The sequence below is a fragment of the Massilia sp. LMS1-1-1.1 genome, from assembly GCF_040815535.1.
In the GTDB taxonomy this organism is placed as follows: domain Bacteria; phylum Pseudomonadota; class Gammaproteobacteria; order Burkholderiales; family Burkholderiaceae_D; genus Janthinobacterium; species Janthinobacterium aestuarii.
This window is the reverse complement of the sequence record NZ_JBFPNG010000001.1, coordinates 954,838-972,870: the sequence shown is the minus strand read 5'-3', so window position 1 is coordinate 972,870 and position 18,033 is coordinate 954,838. Positions and strand designations below refer to the sequence as shown.

Annotated in this window: 13 protein-coding genes; 8 read left to right on the top strand and 5 right to left on the bottom strand. The window is 64.9% G+C overall.

Translation table 11 applies throughout. The features are described from left to right. Positions 1–130: 130 nt before the first annotated feature. The 4 genes from MRBLMS1_RS04450 to MRBLMS1_RS04435 form a co-directional block, all read right to left on the bottom strand. Entirely contained in the window at positions 131–2,236 is a 2,106-nt protein-coding gene (locus MRBLMS1_RS04450) for a prolyl oligopeptidase family serine peptidase (protein WP_485878068.1), read from the bottom strand. 177 nt (positions 2,237–2,413) lie between these two features. After that, complete coding sequence (locus tag MRBLMS1_RS04445; RefSeq protein ID WP_485878066.1) at positions 2,414–3,073, bottom strand: hypothetical protein; 660 nt, start codon at positions 3,071–3,073, stop codon at positions 2,414–2,416. Then, the gene (locus MRBLMS1_RS04440) at positions 3,066–3,701 is read right to left on the bottom strand and encodes a DUF4304 domain-containing protein (RefSeq protein ID WP_485878064.1); all 636 of its coding nucleotides are present in this window, start codon (positions 3,699–3,701) and stop codon (positions 3,066–3,068) included. The genes MRBLMS1_RS04445 and MRBLMS1_RS04440 overlap by 8 nt, the downstream gene beginning before the upstream one ends. Before the next feature lie 125 nt (positions 3,702–3,826). Continuing rightward, entirely contained in the window at positions 3,827–4,222 is a 396-nt protein-coding gene (locus MRBLMS1_RS04435; protein WP_485878977.1) for a RidA family protein, read from the bottom strand. 128 nt (positions 4,223–4,350) lie between these two features. Here MRBLMS1_RS04435 and MRBLMS1_RS04430 point away from each other — a divergent pair, with 128 nt between their 5' ends. Then, positions 4,351–5,283 carry a LysR family transcriptional regulator gene (locus tag MRBLMS1_RS04430; RefSeq protein WP_485878062.1) on the top strand — a complete coding sequence of 311 codons (933 nt, stop codon included), beginning with the start codon at positions 4,351–4,353 and terminating at the stop codon, positions 5,281–5,283. Here MRBLMS1_RS04430 and MRBLMS1_RS04425 read toward each other — a convergent pair. Further along, a complete protein-coding gene (locus tag MRBLMS1_RS04425; RefSeq protein WP_485878060.1) occupies positions 5,267–6,889 on the bottom strand; it encodes a CehA/McbA family metallohydrolase in 1,623 nt (540 codons plus the stop codon). The two genes, MRBLMS1_RS04430 and MRBLMS1_RS04425, sit on opposite strands and share 17 nt — an antisense overlap. 404 nt (positions 6,890–7,293) lie before the next feature. Between MRBLMS1_RS04425 and MRBLMS1_RS04420 the strand changes: the two genes are divergently transcribed. From MRBLMS1_RS04420 to MRBLMS1_RS04390, 7 genes are all read left to right on the top strand, one after another. Beyond that, entirely contained in the window at positions 7,294–8,589 is a 1,296-nt protein-coding gene (locus MRBLMS1_RS04420; RefSeq protein WP_456150372.1) for an MFS transporter, read from the top strand. A gap of 10 nt (positions 8,590–8,599) precedes the next feature. Next, positions 8,600–11,152, top strand: coding sequence for a nitrite reductase large subunit NirB (gene nirB, locus MRBLMS1_RS04415; RefSeq protein ID WP_485878058.1), 2,553 nt, complete (start codon positions 8,600–8,602; stop codon positions 11,150–11,152). Between the two features lie 12 nt (positions 11,153–11,164). Continuing rightward, positions 11,165–11,518, top strand: a complete 354-nt coding sequence (nirD, locus tag MRBLMS1_RS04410) for a nitrite reductase small subunit NirD (RefSeq protein WP_046684027.1) — start codon at positions 11,165–11,167, stop codon at positions 11,516–11,518. Continuing rightward, positions 11,515–12,753, top strand: coding sequence for an NAD(P)/FAD-dependent oxidoreductase (locus MRBLMS1_RS04405; RefSeq protein ID WP_485878056.1), 1,239 nt, complete (start codon positions 11,515–11,517; stop codon positions 12,751–12,753). The genes nirD and MRBLMS1_RS04405 overlap by 4 nt, the downstream gene beginning before the upstream one ends. A 20-nt stretch (positions 12,754–12,773) precedes the next feature. Then, a complete protein-coding gene (locus tag MRBLMS1_RS04400) occupies positions 12,774–15,443 on the top strand; it encodes a molybdopterin-dependent oxidoreductase (protein ID WP_485878054.1) in 2,670 nt (889 codons plus the stop codon). A gap of 62 nt (positions 15,444–15,505) precedes the next feature. Further along, on the top strand, positions 15,506–16,036 hold the full coding sequence (gene cysC, locus MRBLMS1_RS04395) for an adenylyl-sulfate kinase (protein WP_128142619.1): 531 nt from the start codon (positions 15,506–15,508) through the stop codon (positions 16,034–16,036). Then, positions 16,033–18,030 (top strand): diguanylate cyclase domain-containing protein, encoded by a 1,998-nt coding sequence (locus MRBLMS1_RS04390; protein WP_485878053.1) that lies wholly within the window; start codon positions 16,033–16,035, stop codon positions 18,028–18,030. Before cysC ends, MRBLMS1_RS04390 begins: the two co-directional genes overlap by 4 nt. Positions 18,031–18,033 lie beyond the last annotated feature (3 nt).

The window sequence follows — 18,033 nt, the reverse complement described above, 5'->3', positions numbered from 1 at the left end:
CCTGTCTACAATGTTTGTCGGGTTACGCCCGCTGGGCTAACCCGACCTACGGCCTTGGGACCGATATGCCGGGTAGGTCGGATTAGCGGGGCCGCCGAGGCGCGTGAGCGCGTAATCCGACACCACCACATTACTTCAGCTGCTCCCACAGGAAGGTGTAGGTCAGTGCCCACATCAGCGCCTGCTGGTCGTTATTGGCCGCGCCAGCATGGCCGCCTTCCGTGTTTTCCCAGTACAGCACGTCGTGGCCTTGCTCTTCCATCTTCGCCACCATCTTGCGCGCATGGCCAGGGTGGACCCGGTCGTCGCGCGTCGAGGTGGTAAACAGCACGCGCGGATATTTCTTGTCCTTGAAGACGTTCTGGTACGGCGAGTACTTGCTGATGTACGCCCATTGTTCCGGCACGTCCGGGTCGCCATATTCTCCCATCCACGAGGCGCCCGCCAGCATCTTGTTATAGCGGCGCATGTCGAGCAGCGGCACCTGGCTGACGACGGCGTTGAACAGGTCGGGACGCTGCACCAGTACGGCGCCCGTCAGCAGGCCGCCGTTGCTGCCGCCCATGATGCCCAGGTGGCGCGGGCTGGTGACCTTGCGCTTGATGAGGTCTTGCGCCACCGAGATGAAGTCGTCATACGCGCGCTGGCGGTTTTCCTTCAGCGCCGCCTGGTGCCAGCGGGGACCGAATTCGCCGCCGCCGCGGATATTGGCCAGCACATACACGCCGCCCTTTTCCAGCCACGCCACGCCGGTGGTGCCGCTGTAGCTCGGTTTGAGCGACACTTCAAAGCCGCCGTAGCCATACAGCACGGTGGGGTTGCTGCCGTCGAACTTCGTCTTCTTGCCCATGATGGCGAAATACGGCACCTTGGTACCATCCTTCGACGTCGATTCGAACTGCTCGACCTTGTAAGGCGTGGCATCGTAGTAGGCGGGCAGCGACTTGATTTTCGTGCGCTTGTCGCTTTGCGCCGTGGCCAGGTACAGGGTGGTCGGGTTGAGGAAGTCGGTCACCGTCAGGAAGTACTGGTCCGAGTCGACGGAGTCGAGCGCGCTGACGGCCAGGGTGCCCAGCTTCGGCGCATCGACGGCGCGGCGCTGCCACTTGCCGTTCACGTGGCGCAGTTCCGTCAGGCGGTTCTTGACCTTGTCCAGCGTGGTGACGAGGATGGCGGACTTGGTCGCCGTCACATTGTCCAGCGACGACGTGGTCGTGGGCGCATACAGCACTTCCAGCTCCTGCTTGCCCTGCATGAAGGCCTTGAAATCGGTGGCCAGCAAGGAGCCTTGCAGGTAGGTCTTGCCGTTGACTTTCCAGTCCGAGCGCAAGGTGATGACCAGCTGGTCGCGCACGGTGAAGGCCGTAGCGTCGTCCGGCTTCGGTACCTTCTTCAACTCGGCGCCGTCGCGCAGGAACATTTCACCGCTGTAGAAATCGATTTGCCGCTCGATGAACTGGTGTTCGTAGCCTGGCGTGAAGTCCTTGTAGGCGCCGGCGCTCAGGTCGTCGGGCTTGGCTTCGTACAGCGTTTGCGCCTGCGCCAGCGGCGTGCCGCGCTGCCACTGCTTGATGATGCGCGGGTAGCCCGAGCTGGTCATCGAACCGGGGCCGAAATCGGTGGACACGAACAGGGTATCCTGGTCGATCCAGCTGGCGCTGCCCTTTGCTTCGGGGAGGGTAAAGCCGCCGTCGACGAAGGCGCGCTTGGCCACGTCGTATTCGCGCACCACCTTGGCGTCGCCACCGCCGCGCGACAGGGAAATAAGGCAGCGTTCGCCCTTCGGATACAGGCAGGAGGCGCCGCCCCAGACCCAGTTTTCACTCTCGCCGGCAGCCAGCTGGTCGAGGTCGATCACGGTTTCCCATACGGGTTCGGCCAGCTGGTATTGCGCCAGGGTGGTGCGGCGCCAGATGCCGCGCACGTGCTGGGCGTCGCGCCAGAAATTATAGTAAAACTCGCCTTCCTTGCTGACGTAGGGAATGCGTTCCTTCGAGTTGAGGATGGTTTTCAGGCGCGCCTGCAGGGCGGGGAAGCCGGGCTGGGCTTCCAGTTCCCTGGTGCTGACGGCATTGTGCTGCTTGACCCAGGCCAGCGGCTTGTCGCCGAGGACTTCTTCCAGCCACAAATGGGGATCGGTGTTGGCGGCGGCAGGGGCGGGGGCTTGCGCATGGGCAATGCCCGCTGCGGCCAGGCCGAGCAGCATGCTGCCGGCGAAGGTACGATATGACGACATATAGGGTTCCTGGTTGGTCCGATGGAGGCCGCGTTGCAGGCAAAACGGCGCAGCCATGGTGCCATGGATTGCTGTGAGGAACCAGTGTCTATGGACGGCTACTTAAAAAATAATTACTTTTCCAATATTGTTTGCTGGAATGGAAGCTGGCCGCAGAATCTGCGGCGAGTTGGCTCTTCAGGGGACGCCAGGTCCCATCAGGGAGGTCACGGTGAGCCGCGTCTGTTCGACATCGCCGCCGTCGCAGTGATAAATCCATAAGGCATCGTTGTCGCGGCTGTCGATGAACAGGATGCGCGTGTTTTCCTCGCCGATGGCCAGGCACCCCGCCAGCTCGGCAGGACTGAACGGTGCTGCCTGCTTCGACCCCGTTCCCACCGCTTCTGCCAGCGCCTGTGCAAAGCCAGCCAGTTGCCTGACTGCCAGATAGCTTGTTCCATCCACCTCGACCTCTTTGCACAGCGCGTCCAGGCTGTACAGCGTGAAGGGTTCTTCATCGGTGAAAATCGCCACGTCGGGACGTGGCTTTGCGCTGCGGAGGTGAGCGAGATAGGCCTGGGGCAGGGCCACTTTTTCCCTGGCCAGCAGTTTTTCCAGCTGTTTGCCGCTTTTCTTCGCTGGCCGGGCGGCTTTGGGCGCGACGGCTTCGCACGCCTGCGCTGTCCAGGCGAGTGGATTGAACTGGAACATCCTTGCACATGCGGGGCAGTGCAGGAACATGAAGGTCATTTGTTTGCCGATGGCCGTTTTCAAGAACGCGCCATCCGAGGCATCCATTGCGCTGATGTCGAAGCGGCGTCCGCAGTCGCCATCGTAGGGGCACGTGATGTCAAGCACAGGCGTATTTCTCCATCCGCAAAGCGATCTCCTCTTTTTCTTCCGGAAAAGAGGCTGCGGGATTTTTCTGCCAATAGGCAATGCCTTCGTTCAAGGCCCACAAGGCTTTTTCCTGCTTGCCCGCCATCAGATAAAAATCGCAGGCCCTGGCATGCGATTCTTGCGCTTCGACGAGAGCAAGGGCCGCATTTTCCCAATTGGAAAGGCGCTCAAGCCAGGGGACGGCCAACTCCAGCAGATTGTCCCTCAGGCAGGCCATGACCGTTGCCCGATGGGATGGGTCGACGAGCTGGTGTTCTTTGTCCTGCTTGCCATCGATGACAGGGAATTGCCAGTTTTTGATATTCCAGTCCGCCACGCCGCCAACGATATTGTTGGCAGGTTCACGGCCGTAGCGCGCCGTGTGCCATGTTGCATAGGATCTGGACGAGACTTGATAGTGGCTCCAGAATGCCACGCAGACATCCTCTTCGTTGTGGCGGTTGGCCTGGAAATGGATGGTCTGGATGAATTCGTTCTGCGTGCGCTTGAAGGTCAGCTGGCTAGGCGAGAACTTGAAGCCCGCTGCGGTCAGCGGCTCCAGCAAGTACGCTTCGATATTGGCGATGATCAGCGCTTTTGGTTTCATTCCGTTTCCTGGCATGGGTCGGTTGCGCAATGTTGCCATAGATCAGTGCCAGCGCACCTTGCGGCGGGCAATCGTGCGAGGGAAAGCCTGCTGCCATTTCCCTGCACGCTGGCGGACGCCGTGTTCTAGCCCGGCAGCTTGGCCACCACCTTGATTTCGAACTGGAAGCCGTACAGCCACGTCACGCCAACGGCCGTGACCGTCGGGTGCGGCGCCGGGCCCCAATACTCTGCCTGCACGATATCCCAGATGCGCTGGAAGTTCGATTGCGGATCAACGATAAAAATGGTCACGTCCTGCACGTCGTCGAAGGTGCAGCCGGCGGCTTGCAAGATGGCGTTCAGGTTGTCGAAGGCGCGCCGGACCTGGGCGTCGAGCCCGGGTTCGGGCGAACCGTCTTCGCGGCTGCCGACCTGTCCCGACACGAACAGCAGGCCGTTGGCGCGCACGGCAGGGGAATAGCGGTTCTGTTCATACAAGGCCTGGCGGCCCGGAGGGAATACGACGTCGCGTTTCATCAGCTTTCCTTTGTTGATGCAGCGAAGTTGCTGCCTGGAGAACACTTTATCTGCTGCCTACCTGCGGATAAAGCGGTCAGATCGGACTGGACTATTTGTATAATCCAAACAATCGAATGGCGGAGGTGTGGATGGACAGGTTTGATGCGATGAAGGCGTTCGTGCGGGTGGTCGAGACGGGCAGTTTTACGCGCGCGGCCGCGACCTTGCACATGAGCCGCACCACGGTGACGCAACTGGTGCAGCAGCTCGAGGCGCGCCTGCGCCTGAAATTGCTGAACCGCACCACGCGCAAGGTCAATGTGACGGCCGATGGCGCGGCCTATTACGAGCGCATCGTGCAGGTGCTCGATACCCTCGAAGAAATCGAAACGAGCTTGCCGCATGCCGCCGCCTTGCCGCGTGGCCAGTTGCGGGTGGACGTGCCCAGTCCGCTCGCCGCTTTGCTGCTGGTGCCGGCGCTGCCCACGTTTCATGCGCTGTATCCCGATATTGTGCTCGACATGGGCGCCAGCGACCGCATGGTCGACGTGATCGCCGACAATGTCGATTGCGTGATACGCGGCGGTGACATCACCGACCAGTCGCTGATGGCGCGCAAGCTCGCCGACTTGCCGCTGGGCGTGTATGCGGCACCGGCCTACCTGCAACGGGTGGGCACGCCCTTGCATCCGCTGGACTTGCAGGACAGCGCGCACCGCATCGTGCGCTTTCGCTGGGGACGCGGCGGCAACGGCTTTCCCTACGTGATGCACCGCGAGGGCAAGAGCGTCAAGATCCATGGCCAGTATGTGCTGTCGATCGACGATGGCAACGCCTACCTGGCAGCCGGGGTGGCGGGGCTGGGCGTGCTGTGGCTGCCCGATTATATGGCGCGGCCGCACGTGGACAGGGGCGAGCTGCTGCCGTTGTTCGAAGCATGGACGGTCGATCCCATGCCGCTCTATCTCGCCTATCCGCCGAACCGCCATGTCAGCAAAAAACTGCGCGTCTTTATCGACTGGGTGGCCGAATTGATGGCCCGGCATTCCGCCCGCGCTGCCGCCATCACGGCAGCTGATTGACCCACACGGGCGCCGACCAGACGATGTTGCCGTCATCCTGCGTCAGCCGCGCGTAATAGAAATGGGGGCCGGGCGCGGGCGTGATGGTGAGCTCGGCCTGGTCCGATACTTGTGTGACGGAGCCGTTGCCGCCCGGTACGCCGTGGAAGATGGCGATGGCGGCCGCTTGCCTCCCGGCGCTGTTGCTGAAGCTGGTGGCCAGGCGCAAGGGACCGTGGTTGTCGAAGCGCTCTCCCATCAGCTTGCCATTGGCCGTGAACAGCAGTTGCGCATGCTTGTCCATCGTGGCGTAGACGCGGCGCGCGCGCAGCGCGTCGAGGAAGCTGTCGCGTGAAACGGGCGTGCCGGCGGCCGGGCCAGTCACCAGGACGGCCGTGCGGTTGCCATACGACGCGCCCCAGTTGGCGCAGTGGTTGTCCTGGTTGCTGCTGAAGGCCACGTGGTAGCCGGCCGCCAGAGCCCGGTTGCAGGCCGCCTCGTAATTGCTGCGCCGTGTTTCCGTTTCCGCGTCGTTCGTGGAAAACGCGGACGTATTCATGACTTCGCACAGCACCATGGCCGCGTCGCCGTCCGGCGTGTAGCCGAGCGGTTGCTCATTGACGAGAAACTGGCCCGTTTGGGCAGGGTGATTGAATTGCCCGATCCAGCCCCGTTCGCGCATCAGCTTGTAGAGGCCCGCGTAATCGCCCTTCGGCGTCTCGATATTGGCCAGCAGTTCGCCATGGGCATTTTTTTCCCAGCCCAGCAACTGCTCGCTATTGAAGATGTTCAGGTGGCCACCCTTGTTGATGACGCCCCATTCCATGCCGTACAGGGCCAGGAAACCGGGATGGGCGGCAGTGTAAGCGGCCGCTTCGGCCAGCCCCGTCTGGTACAGGGCGATCGCTTCGGCCGGGGTGGCAGCGGGGTTGGTGCCATCCGAACCATCGTACATATGGTTATGCTCGGATGTCAGCAGCGCGTCGAGCCCGTGTTCTTGCGCATATTTATAGGCATCGATGGGGCCGTAGGGTGCCGTTTGCGGGTCTTGCGCGCCATGGCAGGCGTCGAGCGCCGCACCGCCGTCGCTGTGGCGCGTCTGGCTGTGCAGATTGGCGTAGACGATGCGGTAGCCGGGCTGGCCTTCCAGGCCGGGCAGTTGTTGCAGGCCGGCCTGGAAGGCGCGCACCCTGGGCGCCGTGCTTGCACCGCGCTGCACCTGGATGTGCCATTGTTGTTCCACCTGCGCTTCCCGCGGCGTGCCGGCATCGGCCACGGCCTGCAGGCGCAGTTCGTACAAGCCATCGGGCGCCAGCACTCTCCGTTCGCGCGCATCGGCGTCGGCGCGGCCATCCCAGGGCAAGTTCACGCTCTTGCCGTCAGCCCCCACCTGTTCCGTGCCCGACCAGCGCCGCAGCACGGCGCCTTGCGGGCCGGGGCCCGATAGTGTCAAGGTCCAGCGCACGGCATGGCTGCGGCCTTCGTCGGGATAGGTGAGCCGCACGACAAATGTACGCGCCTGCGTGACCCGCTCACCGCGCGCGGCGTGAAAGGGCGCGACAACGGTGGCATCAAGCTCGCTGTGTTCCTTAGTCTCTTGCGCGGCGGTAGTGTTGCTCCATGCCATCAGCAACAAACCCGCGCACGCACATGCCATCCATGGCGACCAAGGTGGCCGTAGGCGTCGTCGTTGCAGTGTCTTGACCATCGCGGCCTCCCGCTGCTGCTTCAGATGTGGTTTAGACAAGAAATGCCATCTGCTGGTTCCCGCATGCACCAGCAAGTGGCGTGCTTGCACCGTGATTGGCCATGATCTGGCGCAAAGCCAGTGCGAATGAGGCCACTTGCCCGTCAGACAAGCTGGCACGGCGCTTGCTAAACAGAAGGTACGGATCAACGGCGATCCCCTGAATAAACGCACAACGGTCCAACGACGGACCACATGGACAACGGCGTCCGCCCAGGCTGATTTTTCATCGGCGGGGGCGGGCGCCGTTTTGTTTTATCAACGGGATATTTCGGGAACCTATCATGGCCAGCCAAAAAGCAACGCGCATCGCGCTCTTCTCCCTCGCCACGCCGCCCATGCGCGCATTCCACCTGACGTGGATGGCATTTTTCGTGTGTTTCTTCGCCTGGTTCGCTTGCGCTCCCCTGATGCCTGTCATCAAGGGCGAGTTCGGCCTTTCCTTGGCGCAAGTGGCCAACATCAATATCGCGGCCGTCGCCATCACCATCCTCGTGCGCCTGATCGTCGGGCCATTGTGCGACCGCTACGGCCCGCGCAAGACTTACACGGGCTTGTTGCTGCTGGGCGCCATTCCCGTGCTGGGCGTGGCCGCCTCGCAAAGCTATGAAAGCTTTCTGTTCTTCCGTCTGGGCATCGGCGCCGTCGGCGCCAGTTTTGTCATCACGCAATATCACACCTCCGTGATGTTCGCCCCTCGCGTCGTGGGGACGGCGAATGCCGCCGCCGCCGGCTGGGGCAATGCGGGCGGCGGCGCAGCGCAGGCGCTGATGCCGCTGCTGCTGGGCGCCGTGCTGATGCTGGGCGTGTCCGAATCGCTGGGCTGGCGCGTGGCCCTGCTGGTGCCGGGCGTGCTGATGCTGGTGATGGCCGTTCTCTACTGGCGTTATACGCAGGATTGCCCTGAAGGCAATTACTCGGACTTGCGTGCCGCCGGCATCGCCATCGAAGGTGGCAAGAAGGGCGGCTGGGACAGCTTCAAGGCGGCCAGCACCAACTACCGCGTGTGGCTGCTGTTCGTCACTTACGGCGCCTGCTTTGGCATCGAAATTTTCATCCACAACATCGCCGCCGTGTACTACGTCGACCATTTCGGCCTGTCCTTGAAATCAGCCGGCCTGGCCGCCGGCAGCTTCGGCTTGCTGGCCCTGTTTGCCCGCGCTTTGGGCGGCTGGATGTCCGACAAGCTGGCCCTGCGCGGCAACCTGAACAGCCGCGTGACCCTGCTGTTCATGCTGATGATAGGAGAAGGCGTGGGCCTGCTGTGGTTTGCCAAGGTCGACAGCGTCACCTGGGCCGTCATCGCCATGCTGGTCTTCGGCCTGTTCACCCACATGGCTTGTGGCGCGACCTACGCGCTCGTGCCTTTCATCGACAGCAAGGCGCTGGGCGGCGTGGCCGGCATCATTGGCGCGGGCGGCAACGTGGGCGCCGTGGCGGCCGGTTTCCTGATGAAGGGCACGGGCGACATCCGCCAGACCCTGATCATCCTGAGCGCGCTGGTGGTGATCTCGGCCCTGTGTGCCATCGCCGTGCGTTTTACCCGTGCAGCGGCCGAACCGAACATGGCCGCGGCCTGAGGAGAGAGTAATGAACCACCCCTTGAACATCGTCGTCCTTGGCCATGGCATGGTCGGGCATAAATTCCTCGAACGCCTGGCATTGGAAAACGCGCCGCACCTGTCCGTGACGGCCTTGTGCGAAGAGCCGCGCCCCGCCTATGACAGGGTGCACCTGTCCGAATTTTTCAGCGGCAAATCGGCCGACGACCTGTCGCTGGTGGCACCCGGCTTTTTCGACAAGGGCAACGTCGTCCTGAAACTCAATGCGCGCGCCGTGTCCATCGACCGCGTGGCGAAAACCGTCACGGCCAGTACCGGTGACGTGCTGGCCTACGACAAGCTGGTGTTCGCCACCGGTTCGGCGCCGTTCGTGCCGCCGCTGCCGGGCAAGGAGCGCGATGGCTGCTTCGTCTACCGCACCATCGAAGACCTGGAAGCCATGCTGGCCTGGGGCGGAAAGTCAAAGACGGGCGTGGTGATCGGCGGCGGGCTGCTGGGCCTCGAATGCGCGAAGGCCTTGCGCGACCTGAAGCTCGACACCCACGTGGTGGAATTCGCGCCGCGCCTGATGGCCGTGCAGGTCGATGAGGGGGGCGCGCGCGTCCTGCGCCGCAAGATCGAGGAACTGGGCGTGACCGTGCACACGCAAAAAAATACGCTGGCCATCGTCGACGGCGAAGAAGCCACGCACCGCATGCAGTTCGCCGACGGCAGCCACCTGGAAGCGGACATGATCGTCTTCTCGGCCGGCATCCGTCCGCGCGACGAACTGGCGCGCGCCTGCGGCCTGGACGTGGGCCCGCGCGGCGGCATCGCCATCGATGACAGCTGCGTCACCTCTGATCCGGACATCTATGCCATCGGCGAATGCGCGCTGTGGGGCGGCCTGGTCTTCGGTCTGGTGGCGCCAGGCTACGAGATGGCCCGCATCGCGGCGCGCCACCTGTTGCAGGAAGAGGGCGAAGCCTCGTTCAAGGGCGCCGACATGAGCACCAAGCTCAAACTGATGGGCGTGGACGTGGCCAGCCTCGGCGACCCGCACGGCAATGCGCCGGGCAGCCGCTCCTACCAGTTCATGGATGAGCGCAAGCAGATCTACAAGAAAATCGTCGTCTCCGATTGCGGCAAATACCTGCTTGGCGGCGTGATGGTGGGCGACGCCAGCGAGTACGGCACCTTGCTGCAGATGATGCTCAACAAGATCGAGCTGCCGGCATCCCCCGAATTCCTGATCCTGCCGCAGGCCGATGGCCAGCAAAAGGTGGGCCTGGGCGTGGACGCCTTGCCCGAGTCGGCGCAGATCTGTTCGTGCAACGACGTGTCGAAAGGCGCGCTGTGCGCGGCCGTCGCCGAGGGCGCCACCACCATCGGCGCCCTGAAAAGCTGCACCAAGGCGGGCACCGCGTGCGGCGGCTGCGTGCCGCTGGTCACGCAGATCATGAAGGCGGAAATGCAGAAGCAGGGCCTGGCCGTGAACAACCACGTGTGCGAGCACTTTGCGTACTCGCGCCAGGAATTGCACCATCTGGTCCGCGTGGGCAAAATCCGCAGCTTCGGCGCGCTCCTGTCCGCCCATGGCCAGGGCCTCGGCTGCGACGTGTGCAAGCCCGTGGCGGCGAATATCCTCGCCTCGTGCTGGAACGATTTCGTGCTCTCTCCCGTGCATGCCAGCCTGCAGGACAGTAACGATTACTTCCTCGGCAATATCCAGAAGGATGGCACGTACTCGGTGGTGCCGCGCATGCCGGGCGGCGAAGTGACGGCCGATGGCCTGATTGCCGTGGGCATGGTGGCGAAAAAATACGGTCTCTATACGAAAATCACGGGCGGCCAGCGGGTCGACCTGTTCGGCGCGCGCGTCGACCAGTTGCCAGCCATCTGGGAAGAATTGATCGCGGCCGGATTCGAATCGGGCCACGCCTACGGCAAATCCTTGCGTACGGTGAAATCGTGCGTCGGCTCCACCTGGTGCCGCTATGGCGTGGCCGACAGCGTGGGTTTTGCCATCGAGCTGGAAAACCGCTACAAGGGCTTGCGCACGCCGCACAAGATCAAGTTCGGCGTCTCCGGCTGCACGCGCGAATGCGCCGAGGCGCAGGGCAAGGACATCGGCCTGATCGCCACGGAAAAGGGCTGGAATTTGTACGTGTGCGGCAATGGCGGCATGAAGCCGCGCCACGCGGAACTGATCGCTTCCGATCTCGATGAAGCCACCCTGGTGCGCTATGTCGACCGCTTCCTGATGTTTTACGTGCGCACGGCCGACCGCCTGCAGCGCACCAGCGTGTGGCGCGACAACCTGGAAGGGGGGCTCGATTACCTCAAGCGCGTCATCATCGACGACAGCCTGGGCATCGCCCACGAGCTGGAAGCGGACATGCAGCACGTGGTCGACACCTATGCCTGCGAGTGGAAGGAAGCCGTGTCCAACCCCGCCGTGCGCCAGCGCTTCCGCCATTTCGTCAACAGCGAGAAGAGCGATGAAAACGTGGTGTTCGTCGAGGAGCGGGGCCAGATCCGGCCCGCCACTGAAACTGAACGCCGCAGTACCGTGATCCCCATCCTTGCCGTGGAGGCGTGAGCCATGAATGCGATGAATGAACTTTCCGGCGCCACCGCCGACAATTGGGTAGCCATCTGTCCCTTGACCGACATCGTGCCCGACACGGGCGTGTGTGCGCTGCTGGGGGGCCGCCACGTGGCCGTCTTCCGCGTCGGCGATGCCGCGCCGCGTGTGTACGCCATCGACAATATCGATCCGAACGCGGGTGCCTCCGTGCTGTCGCGGGGTCTCGTCGGCAGCATCGGCGAGCGCGTCGTCGTCGCCTCGCCCATCTACAAACAGCATTTCGACCTGGCCAGCGGCGAGTGCATCGAAGCGCCCGAACATTCGGTCGCCGCCTGGCCGGCGCGCGTGTTTGCCGACATGGTGTGGGTGGCCCTGTGAATCCGCCAGCCAAGGCCACTGCGCGTCCCTCGCTCGTGGTGGTCGGCAACGGCATGGCCGGCATGCGCACGGTCGAGGAACTCTTGAAACTCGCGCCGGACCTGTACGACATCACCGTGTTCGGCGCCGAGCCGCACGGCAATTACAACCGCATCCTGCTGTCGCCCGTGCTGGCCGGCGAAAAGTCGGTCGACGACATCATGCTGCACACTCGCGAGTGGTATGCGCAGAATGGCATCACCCTGCACGCGGGCGATCCCGTCGCGCGCATCGACCGCAAGGCGCGCACCGTGCAATCGCTGTCCGGCATCACGGTTGCCTATGACCGCCTGCTGCTGGCCACCGGGTCCACGCCGTTCATCGTGCCCGTGCCCGGGCATGATCTGCCGGGCGTGATCGGTTTTCGCGATATCAGCGATGTCGACACCATGCTGCAGGCGGCGCGCACGCACCGCCACGCGGTGGTCATCGGCGGCGGCTTGCTGGGGCTGGAAGCGGCCAACGGCCTGCAGCGCCAGGGTATGGACGTCACGGTCGTGCACATGAGCGGCGCCCTGATGAACCAGCAGCTGGACGCACCCGCGTCGATGCTGCTGAAATCGGCGCTGGAAGCGCGCGGCCTGCGGTTTTTGATGCACGCGCAGACGGCCGAAATCCTCGGCAGCGATCGGGTGCAAGGCGTGCGTTTTGCTGATGGCAGCAGCATCCCCGCCGACCTGGTGGTGATGACGGCCGGCGTGCGCCCCAACATCGCGCTGGCGCAAGCGGCCGGCCTGCACTGCGAACGGGCCATCGTCGTCGACGACTGCCTGCAAAGCTACGACCCGCGCGTGTACGCCGTGGGCGAATGCGTACAGCACCGGCGCGCCACGTTTGGTCTCGTCGCGCCCATCTGGGAGCAGGCGCGCGTGTGCGGCGCGCACCTGGCTGGCGCAGGGCACCGCCGCTACGTGCAGCAGGCCAGCGCCACCAAATTGAAAGTGACGGGCATCGACCTGTACTCGGCCGGCGACATCATCGGCGGCGAGGGCAGCGAAGACCTGGTGCTGCGCGATCCGCGCCGCGGCGTCTACAAGCGCCTGGTGGTGCAGGGCAGCCGCCTGGCCGGCGCTGTGCTGTATGGCGACGTGCAGGACGGCCCCTGGTATTTCGACCTGATCCAGCAGCGCCGCGACATCAGCAAGCTGCGCGCCCATTTATTGTTTGGCCAGGCGCTGTGCGCCCAGGCCGCCTGACAGCGACCAACAGGACCCCCATGACCACTTGCACGCCCGTGAAAACCACTTGCCCGTATTGCGGCGTCGGCTGCGGCGTGGAAGCGACACGCCTGCCCGACGGCGCCATCCGCATCGCCGGTGATGCCAAACACCCGGCCAATATGGGCAAGCTGTGCGTGAAAGGCTCGGCCCTCGGCGACACCCTGGACCTGGAGAACCGTTTGCTGCAGCCGCAGGTGCGCGTCGATGGCGTGCTGCAGCGCGCTTCCTGGGACGCCGCGCTGGACCAGGTGGCCGGCGGCCTGCGCGCCATCATCGACAAGCACGGCCCCGACGCCGTCGCCCTGTACGTCTCGGGCCAGCTGCTGACGGAAGACTATTACATCGCCAATAAATTCATGAAGGGCTATGTGGGCAGCGCGAATATCGACACCAATTCGCGCCTGTGCATGTCGTCGGCCGTGGCCGGCCACAAGCGCGCGTTCGGCGAGGATATCGTGCCGGGCTGCTATGAAGACCTGGAACTGGCCGACATGGTGGTGCTGGTGGGTTCAAACACGGCCTGGTGCCACCCGATCCTGTTCCAGCGCATCGCCCGCATCCGCGAAAGCCGGCCGGAGATGAAACTGGTGGTGATCGACCCGCGCCGCACGGCCACCTGCGAGCTGGCCGACCTGCACCTCCCCGTGAAACCGGGCACGGACGTGTGGCTGTTCAACGGCTTGCTGTGCTATCTGGCGCGCGAAGGCGTGATCGCCGATGATTTCGTGACGCGGCACAGCAACGGCCTCGATGAAGCGCTGGCAGCCGCCCATGTCGACTGTTCCGATCCTTTGCGTGTGGCGAAAATCTGCAAGGTCGATCCGCAAGCCTTGCTGGCGTTCTACCAGGCGTTTTCCGCCACGCGCAAGGTCGTCACGGCCTTTTCGCAGGGCGTCAACCAGTCCTCGAGCGGCACGGACAAGGTCAACAGCATCATCAACTGCCACCTGGCGACGGGGCGCATCGGCCAGCCCGGCATGGGACCGTTTTCCCTCACGGGCCAGCCGAACGCCATGGGCGGGCGCGAAGTGGGCGGCCTGGCCAACATGCTGGCGGCGCACCTGGATCTCGACAAGCCGGCGCACCGCGCAGCCGTGCAAACCTTCTGGGACTCTCCGCGCATCGCCGACAAGCCTGGCCTGAAGGCGGTGGAGCTGTTCCACGCCATCGAGGCGGGTAAAGTGAAAGCCGTGTGGATCATCGCCACCAACCCGCTGGTCAGCATGCCGGACGCCGACCAGGTGCGCCGCGCGCTGGCCAAGTGCGAACTGGTGGTGGTGTCCGACATCAGCGCGGGGTCGGACACGAATGCCCATGCCGACGTGCTGCTGCCCGCCCTGGGCTGGGGTGAAAAGGATGGCACGGTGACCAATTCCGAGCGCCGCATCTCGCGCCAGCGCGCCTTTCTGCCGGCACCCGGAGAAGCGCGCGCCGACTGGGACGTGCTGTGCGACGTGGCGCGCCGCATGGGCTATGCCGGCTTCGATTTCACGGCGCCGCAAGCCATCTTCGATGAACACGCGCGCCTGTCCGCCTTCCGCAACGAAGGCGAGACGGCGCGGCTGTTCAACCTGGGCCACCTGGCGGGCCTGGACGCGGCGCGCTACGACGCCCTGGCGCCGCAGCAGTGGCCGCAGGGCCAGGCGCGCCTGTTCGGCGACGGCCGCTTCGCGCATGCGGACGGGCGCGCGCGCTTCGTGCCGACGGCGCCGCGTGCGCCGCGCAACCTTCCCGACGAGGACTATCCGCTCATCCTGAATACGGGCCGGGTGCGCGACCAGTGGCATACGATGACGCGCACGGGCAAGGCGGCGAAACTGTCGGGCCATATCGCCGAAGCGTTCATCGACATCCACCCGCAGGATGCGCTGCTGTACAGCGTGCGCGAAGGCGAGCTGGCGCGCATTTCCAGCGCCTGGGGCGCGATGGTGGCGAGGGTCGTGCATGGCGGCGGCATCGCGCGCGGCCAGGTCTTCGTGCCGATCCACTGGAGCGACGCGAATGCGTCGGACGCGCGCGTGGGCGCCGTCGTCAACCCGGTCGTCGACCCCGTCTCGGGCGAGCCCGAATTCAAGCACACGCCCGTGCGCATCGAGCAGTTCCGCGTGCACTGGCATGCGTTCGTGTTGAGCCGCACGCCCTTGAACCTGGACGGCGTGGCGCACTGGACGCGCATCCAGGGCGAGCAGTTCCTGCGCTACGAGCTGGCCGGCCGCCAGCGCATCGACGATCTGGGCGCCTGGGCGCGCGCGCTGCTCGGCGTCACGGACGACAATGCCGACTGGCTCGATTACGCGGATGCCAGCGCCGGCGTGTACCGCGCCGTGCACCTGGACGAGGGACGCATCGCGCAATGCGTGTATGTCTCGCCCCGTCCCGACCTGCCGTCGCGCAGCTGGCTGGCGGGCCTGTTTGCGCATGCGCAGATGGATGCGGCCGACCGCGCCGGCGTGCTGCTGGGCCAGCCCATCGGCAAGGGCGTGGACGCCGGTCCCACCGTGTGCTCGTGCTTTGGCGTGGGGCGCAACACCATTTGCGCGGCCATCGTGGAGCAAAAACTGACGACGACGGCGCAGGTGACGGCCTGCGTCAAGGCTGGCGGCAATTGCGGCTCCTGCGTGCCGGAGATACGACAGTTGCTGCTTGAGGCGCGCAGCGCTGCCTGATAGTCTGTCCTTTCCTGCGCGGCTTTGTTATATTGCCAGCTCTACAGGGGAGAGGCAGTGTGATGACAGCAGGACAACACGACACGGTCTGGCTGACGGGCTTGAGCGGCGCCGGCAAGTCCAGCATCGCCGAGGCGCTGGCGCGCCAGCTCAAGGCGCAGGGCCGCGCCGTGGCGGTGCTCGACGGCGACCAGTTGCGCCATGGCTTGAACCGCGACCTCGGTTTTACGCCAGAAGACCGGCATGAAAACATCCGCCGCGTGGCCGAAGTGGCGCGCCTGATGAACGGTGCGGGCCTGACCGTCATCGCCGCCTTCATTTCTCCGTACCGCGCCGACCGGGCCATGGCTGCAGACATCATCGGCGCTGCGCATTTCATCGAAATCCACGTCAGCACGCCGCTGGCCGTGTGCGAGGCGCGCGATGCCAAGGGCCTGTATGCAAAGGCGCGCGCGGGGCAGCTCGCGCAATTCACGGGCATTTCCGCGCCGTACGAGGCGCCGCTGGCGGCCGCGCTGACCCTGGATACGGGCACCCTGGCGCTGGACGAGTCGGTCGAGCGCCTGTGCCACTACCTTCAGCGGCGTACGTGACGAACTGGCGAAAACAGCTGCGCCGGCGCCTGCCCGCCAGCCTGAAGGCGCGCATGAGCGTGGTCGTCTTCCTGCTCGTGCTGGGCGCGGTCGCCTCGCTGGCGCTGGCCACCCTGGCCGTGGCCGAGCGCGGCATGCGCGACGTGATGGGGCGCCAGCAGTACGTATCGCTGGCCAGCGCCGCCGTCTTCATCGACGAGGAACTCGACGCGAAGCGCAATGTGCTGCGCGCGATCGCGGACAGCCTGGCGGCCAGCGGCGCGCACGACGGCCCCAGCCTGCAGCGCTTCCTGGCCGCGCAAACCGTGCTGAGCAAGGAGTTTTATTCGTCCGGCGTCGTCGATATCGACGGCATCGTCCTGGCCAGCGTGAGTCCCTTCAAGCCGCAGGCGGGGCTGAACGTGAAGGGCCGCCCTTACTTTGAACGGACGCTGGCGACCCGGCGTTCGGTGATTTCCTCGCCGCTCAACGGCAGCATTTCCGGCATGCCCATCGTGGTGGTGACGCAGCCCGTGTTCGATGCGCGCGGCGGCGTGCGCTATGTGCTGGCGGCCAGCGTCAACCTGCGCCAGCCCGATTTCCTCGGCCGTCTGGGCTCCCTCAAGCCTGGCACGGGCGGCTACCTGTACATCATGACCAGCGAAGGCGTCATCGTCGAGCATCCGGACAAGTCGCGCATCATGCAGCATATCGAAGCCCACGGCCCCGTCAGCGTGCCCACGCGGAGCGCCATGCAGGGCTACGAAGGCTGGATGACGGGTACCACCACGCAGGGCGTTGATGCCCTGTTCGCCTACCACCGCATCGCCTCGACGGGCTGGATACTGGCGTCCGTGTATCCGATGAGCGAGGCCTTTGCGCCGCTGCACGCCATCCGCAGCAAGATTCTGCTGGCCGCCGTGCTGCTGGCGGCGCTGGCTGGCCTGGCCGGTTGGCGCATCGTGCTGCGCCTGTTGCAGCCTTTGGAGCGCTTGCGCCGGCAGGTGCACCAGATCCGCCGCCAGCGCCTGGGCATCGAGGCGCTGCAAATCGAGCGGCGCGACGAGATCGGCGACTTGAGCCGCGATTTTTACTCGCTGGTGGCCGAGCGTGAAATCGCCGAGGCGCAGACGCGCGACAGCGAGCGGCGCTTGAAACTGCTGACGGACCATGTGCCCGTAGTGATCGTGTATATCGACCGCGAGCACCGCTACCAGTTCATCAACGCGACGTTTGAACGATGGTTCGGCGTCTCGGCCAGGGAGAGCCTGATGCATTCCATGCGCGAGGTGCTGGGCGAGGAAGCCTACCAGTTGCGCGAGCAGCACCTGCTGCGCGCCTTCGCGGGCGAGGAGGTCGACTATGAATTCACGGTCGACAACGAGGCGGGGGAGCGCACCTTCCATACCAGCTACGTGCCCGATGTGGGCGAGAGCGGCGCGGTGGAAGGCGTGTATGGCCTGATTCACGAAATCACCAAGACCAAGGCGATGCACACGGCGCTGCAGTTCGCCGCCGCCACCGACACGCTGACGGGCATCGCCAACCGGCGCCGCTTCGACGAGCAGCTGGCGCAAAGCATGCAGCGCACGCGGGCCGCGCGCGCGCCGATGGCGCTTGCCTATCTCGATATCGACCGTTTCAAGGCCATCAACGACAGCCTGGGACACAAGGCGGGCGACGAGGTACTGAAGGAATTCGCCTCGCGCCTGGTGCGCAGCGTGCGCGCCAGCGACCTGGTGGCGCGCCTGGCCGGCGATGAATTCGTGATCATTCTCCAAGGCGTGAACGGCGCGGCCGAAGTGCGCCAGGTCGGCGCCAAGATCGTCGACGCCATTCGCCAGCCCTTCGAGCTGGCCAGCGGCCCGCTGCCGGTGACGACCAGCATCGGCATCGCCATCTTCCGCGAAGGCGCGCTGACGCCGGCGCAGCTGCTGGACCTGGCCGACCAGGCCCTGTACGCAGCCAAGGGGCAGGGCCGCGATGGCGTGGCGCTGCTCGAGGCGGCGCCGTAGCGG

What these genes read in the sequence shown, in the direction of transcription:
- MRBLMS1_RS04450 (WP_485878068.1), bottom strand. Translation starts at nt 2,236, where the DNA reads ATGTCGTCATATCGTACCTTCGCCGGCAGCATGCTGCTCGGCCTGGCC.
- MRBLMS1_RS04440 (WP_485878064.1), bottom strand. Translation starts at nt 3,701, where the DNA reads ATGAAACCAAAAGCGCTGATCATCGCCAATATCGAAGCGTACTTGCTG.
- MRBLMS1_RS04430 (WP_485878062.1), top strand. Translation starts at nt 4,351, where the DNA reads ATGGACAGGTTTGATGCGATGAAGGCGTTCGTGCGGGTGGTCGAGACG.
- MRBLMS1_RS04425 (WP_485878060.1), bottom strand. Translation starts at nt 6,889, where the DNA reads ATGGCATGGAGCAACACTACCGCCGCGCAAGAGACTAAGGAACACAGC.
- MRBLMS1_RS04420 (WP_456150372.1), top strand. Translation starts at nt 7,294, where the DNA reads ATGGCCAGCCAAAAAGCAACGCGCATCGCGCTCTTCTCCCTCGCCACG.
- nirB (WP_485878058.1), top strand. Translation starts at nt 8,600, where the DNA reads ATGAACCACCCCTTGAACATCGTCGTCCTTGGCCATGGCATGGTCGGG.
- nirD (WP_046684027.1), top strand. Translation starts at nt 11,165, where the DNA reads ATGAATGAACTTTCCGGCGCCACCGCCGACAATTGGGTAGCCATCTGT.
- MRBLMS1_RS04400 (WP_485878054.1), top strand. Translation starts at nt 12,774, where the DNA reads ATGACCACTTGCACGCCCGTGAAAACCACTTGCCCGTATTGCGGCGTC.
- cysC (WP_128142619.1), top strand. Translation starts at nt 15,506, where the DNA reads ATGACAGCAGGACAACACGACACGGTCTGGCTGACGGGCTTGAGCGGC.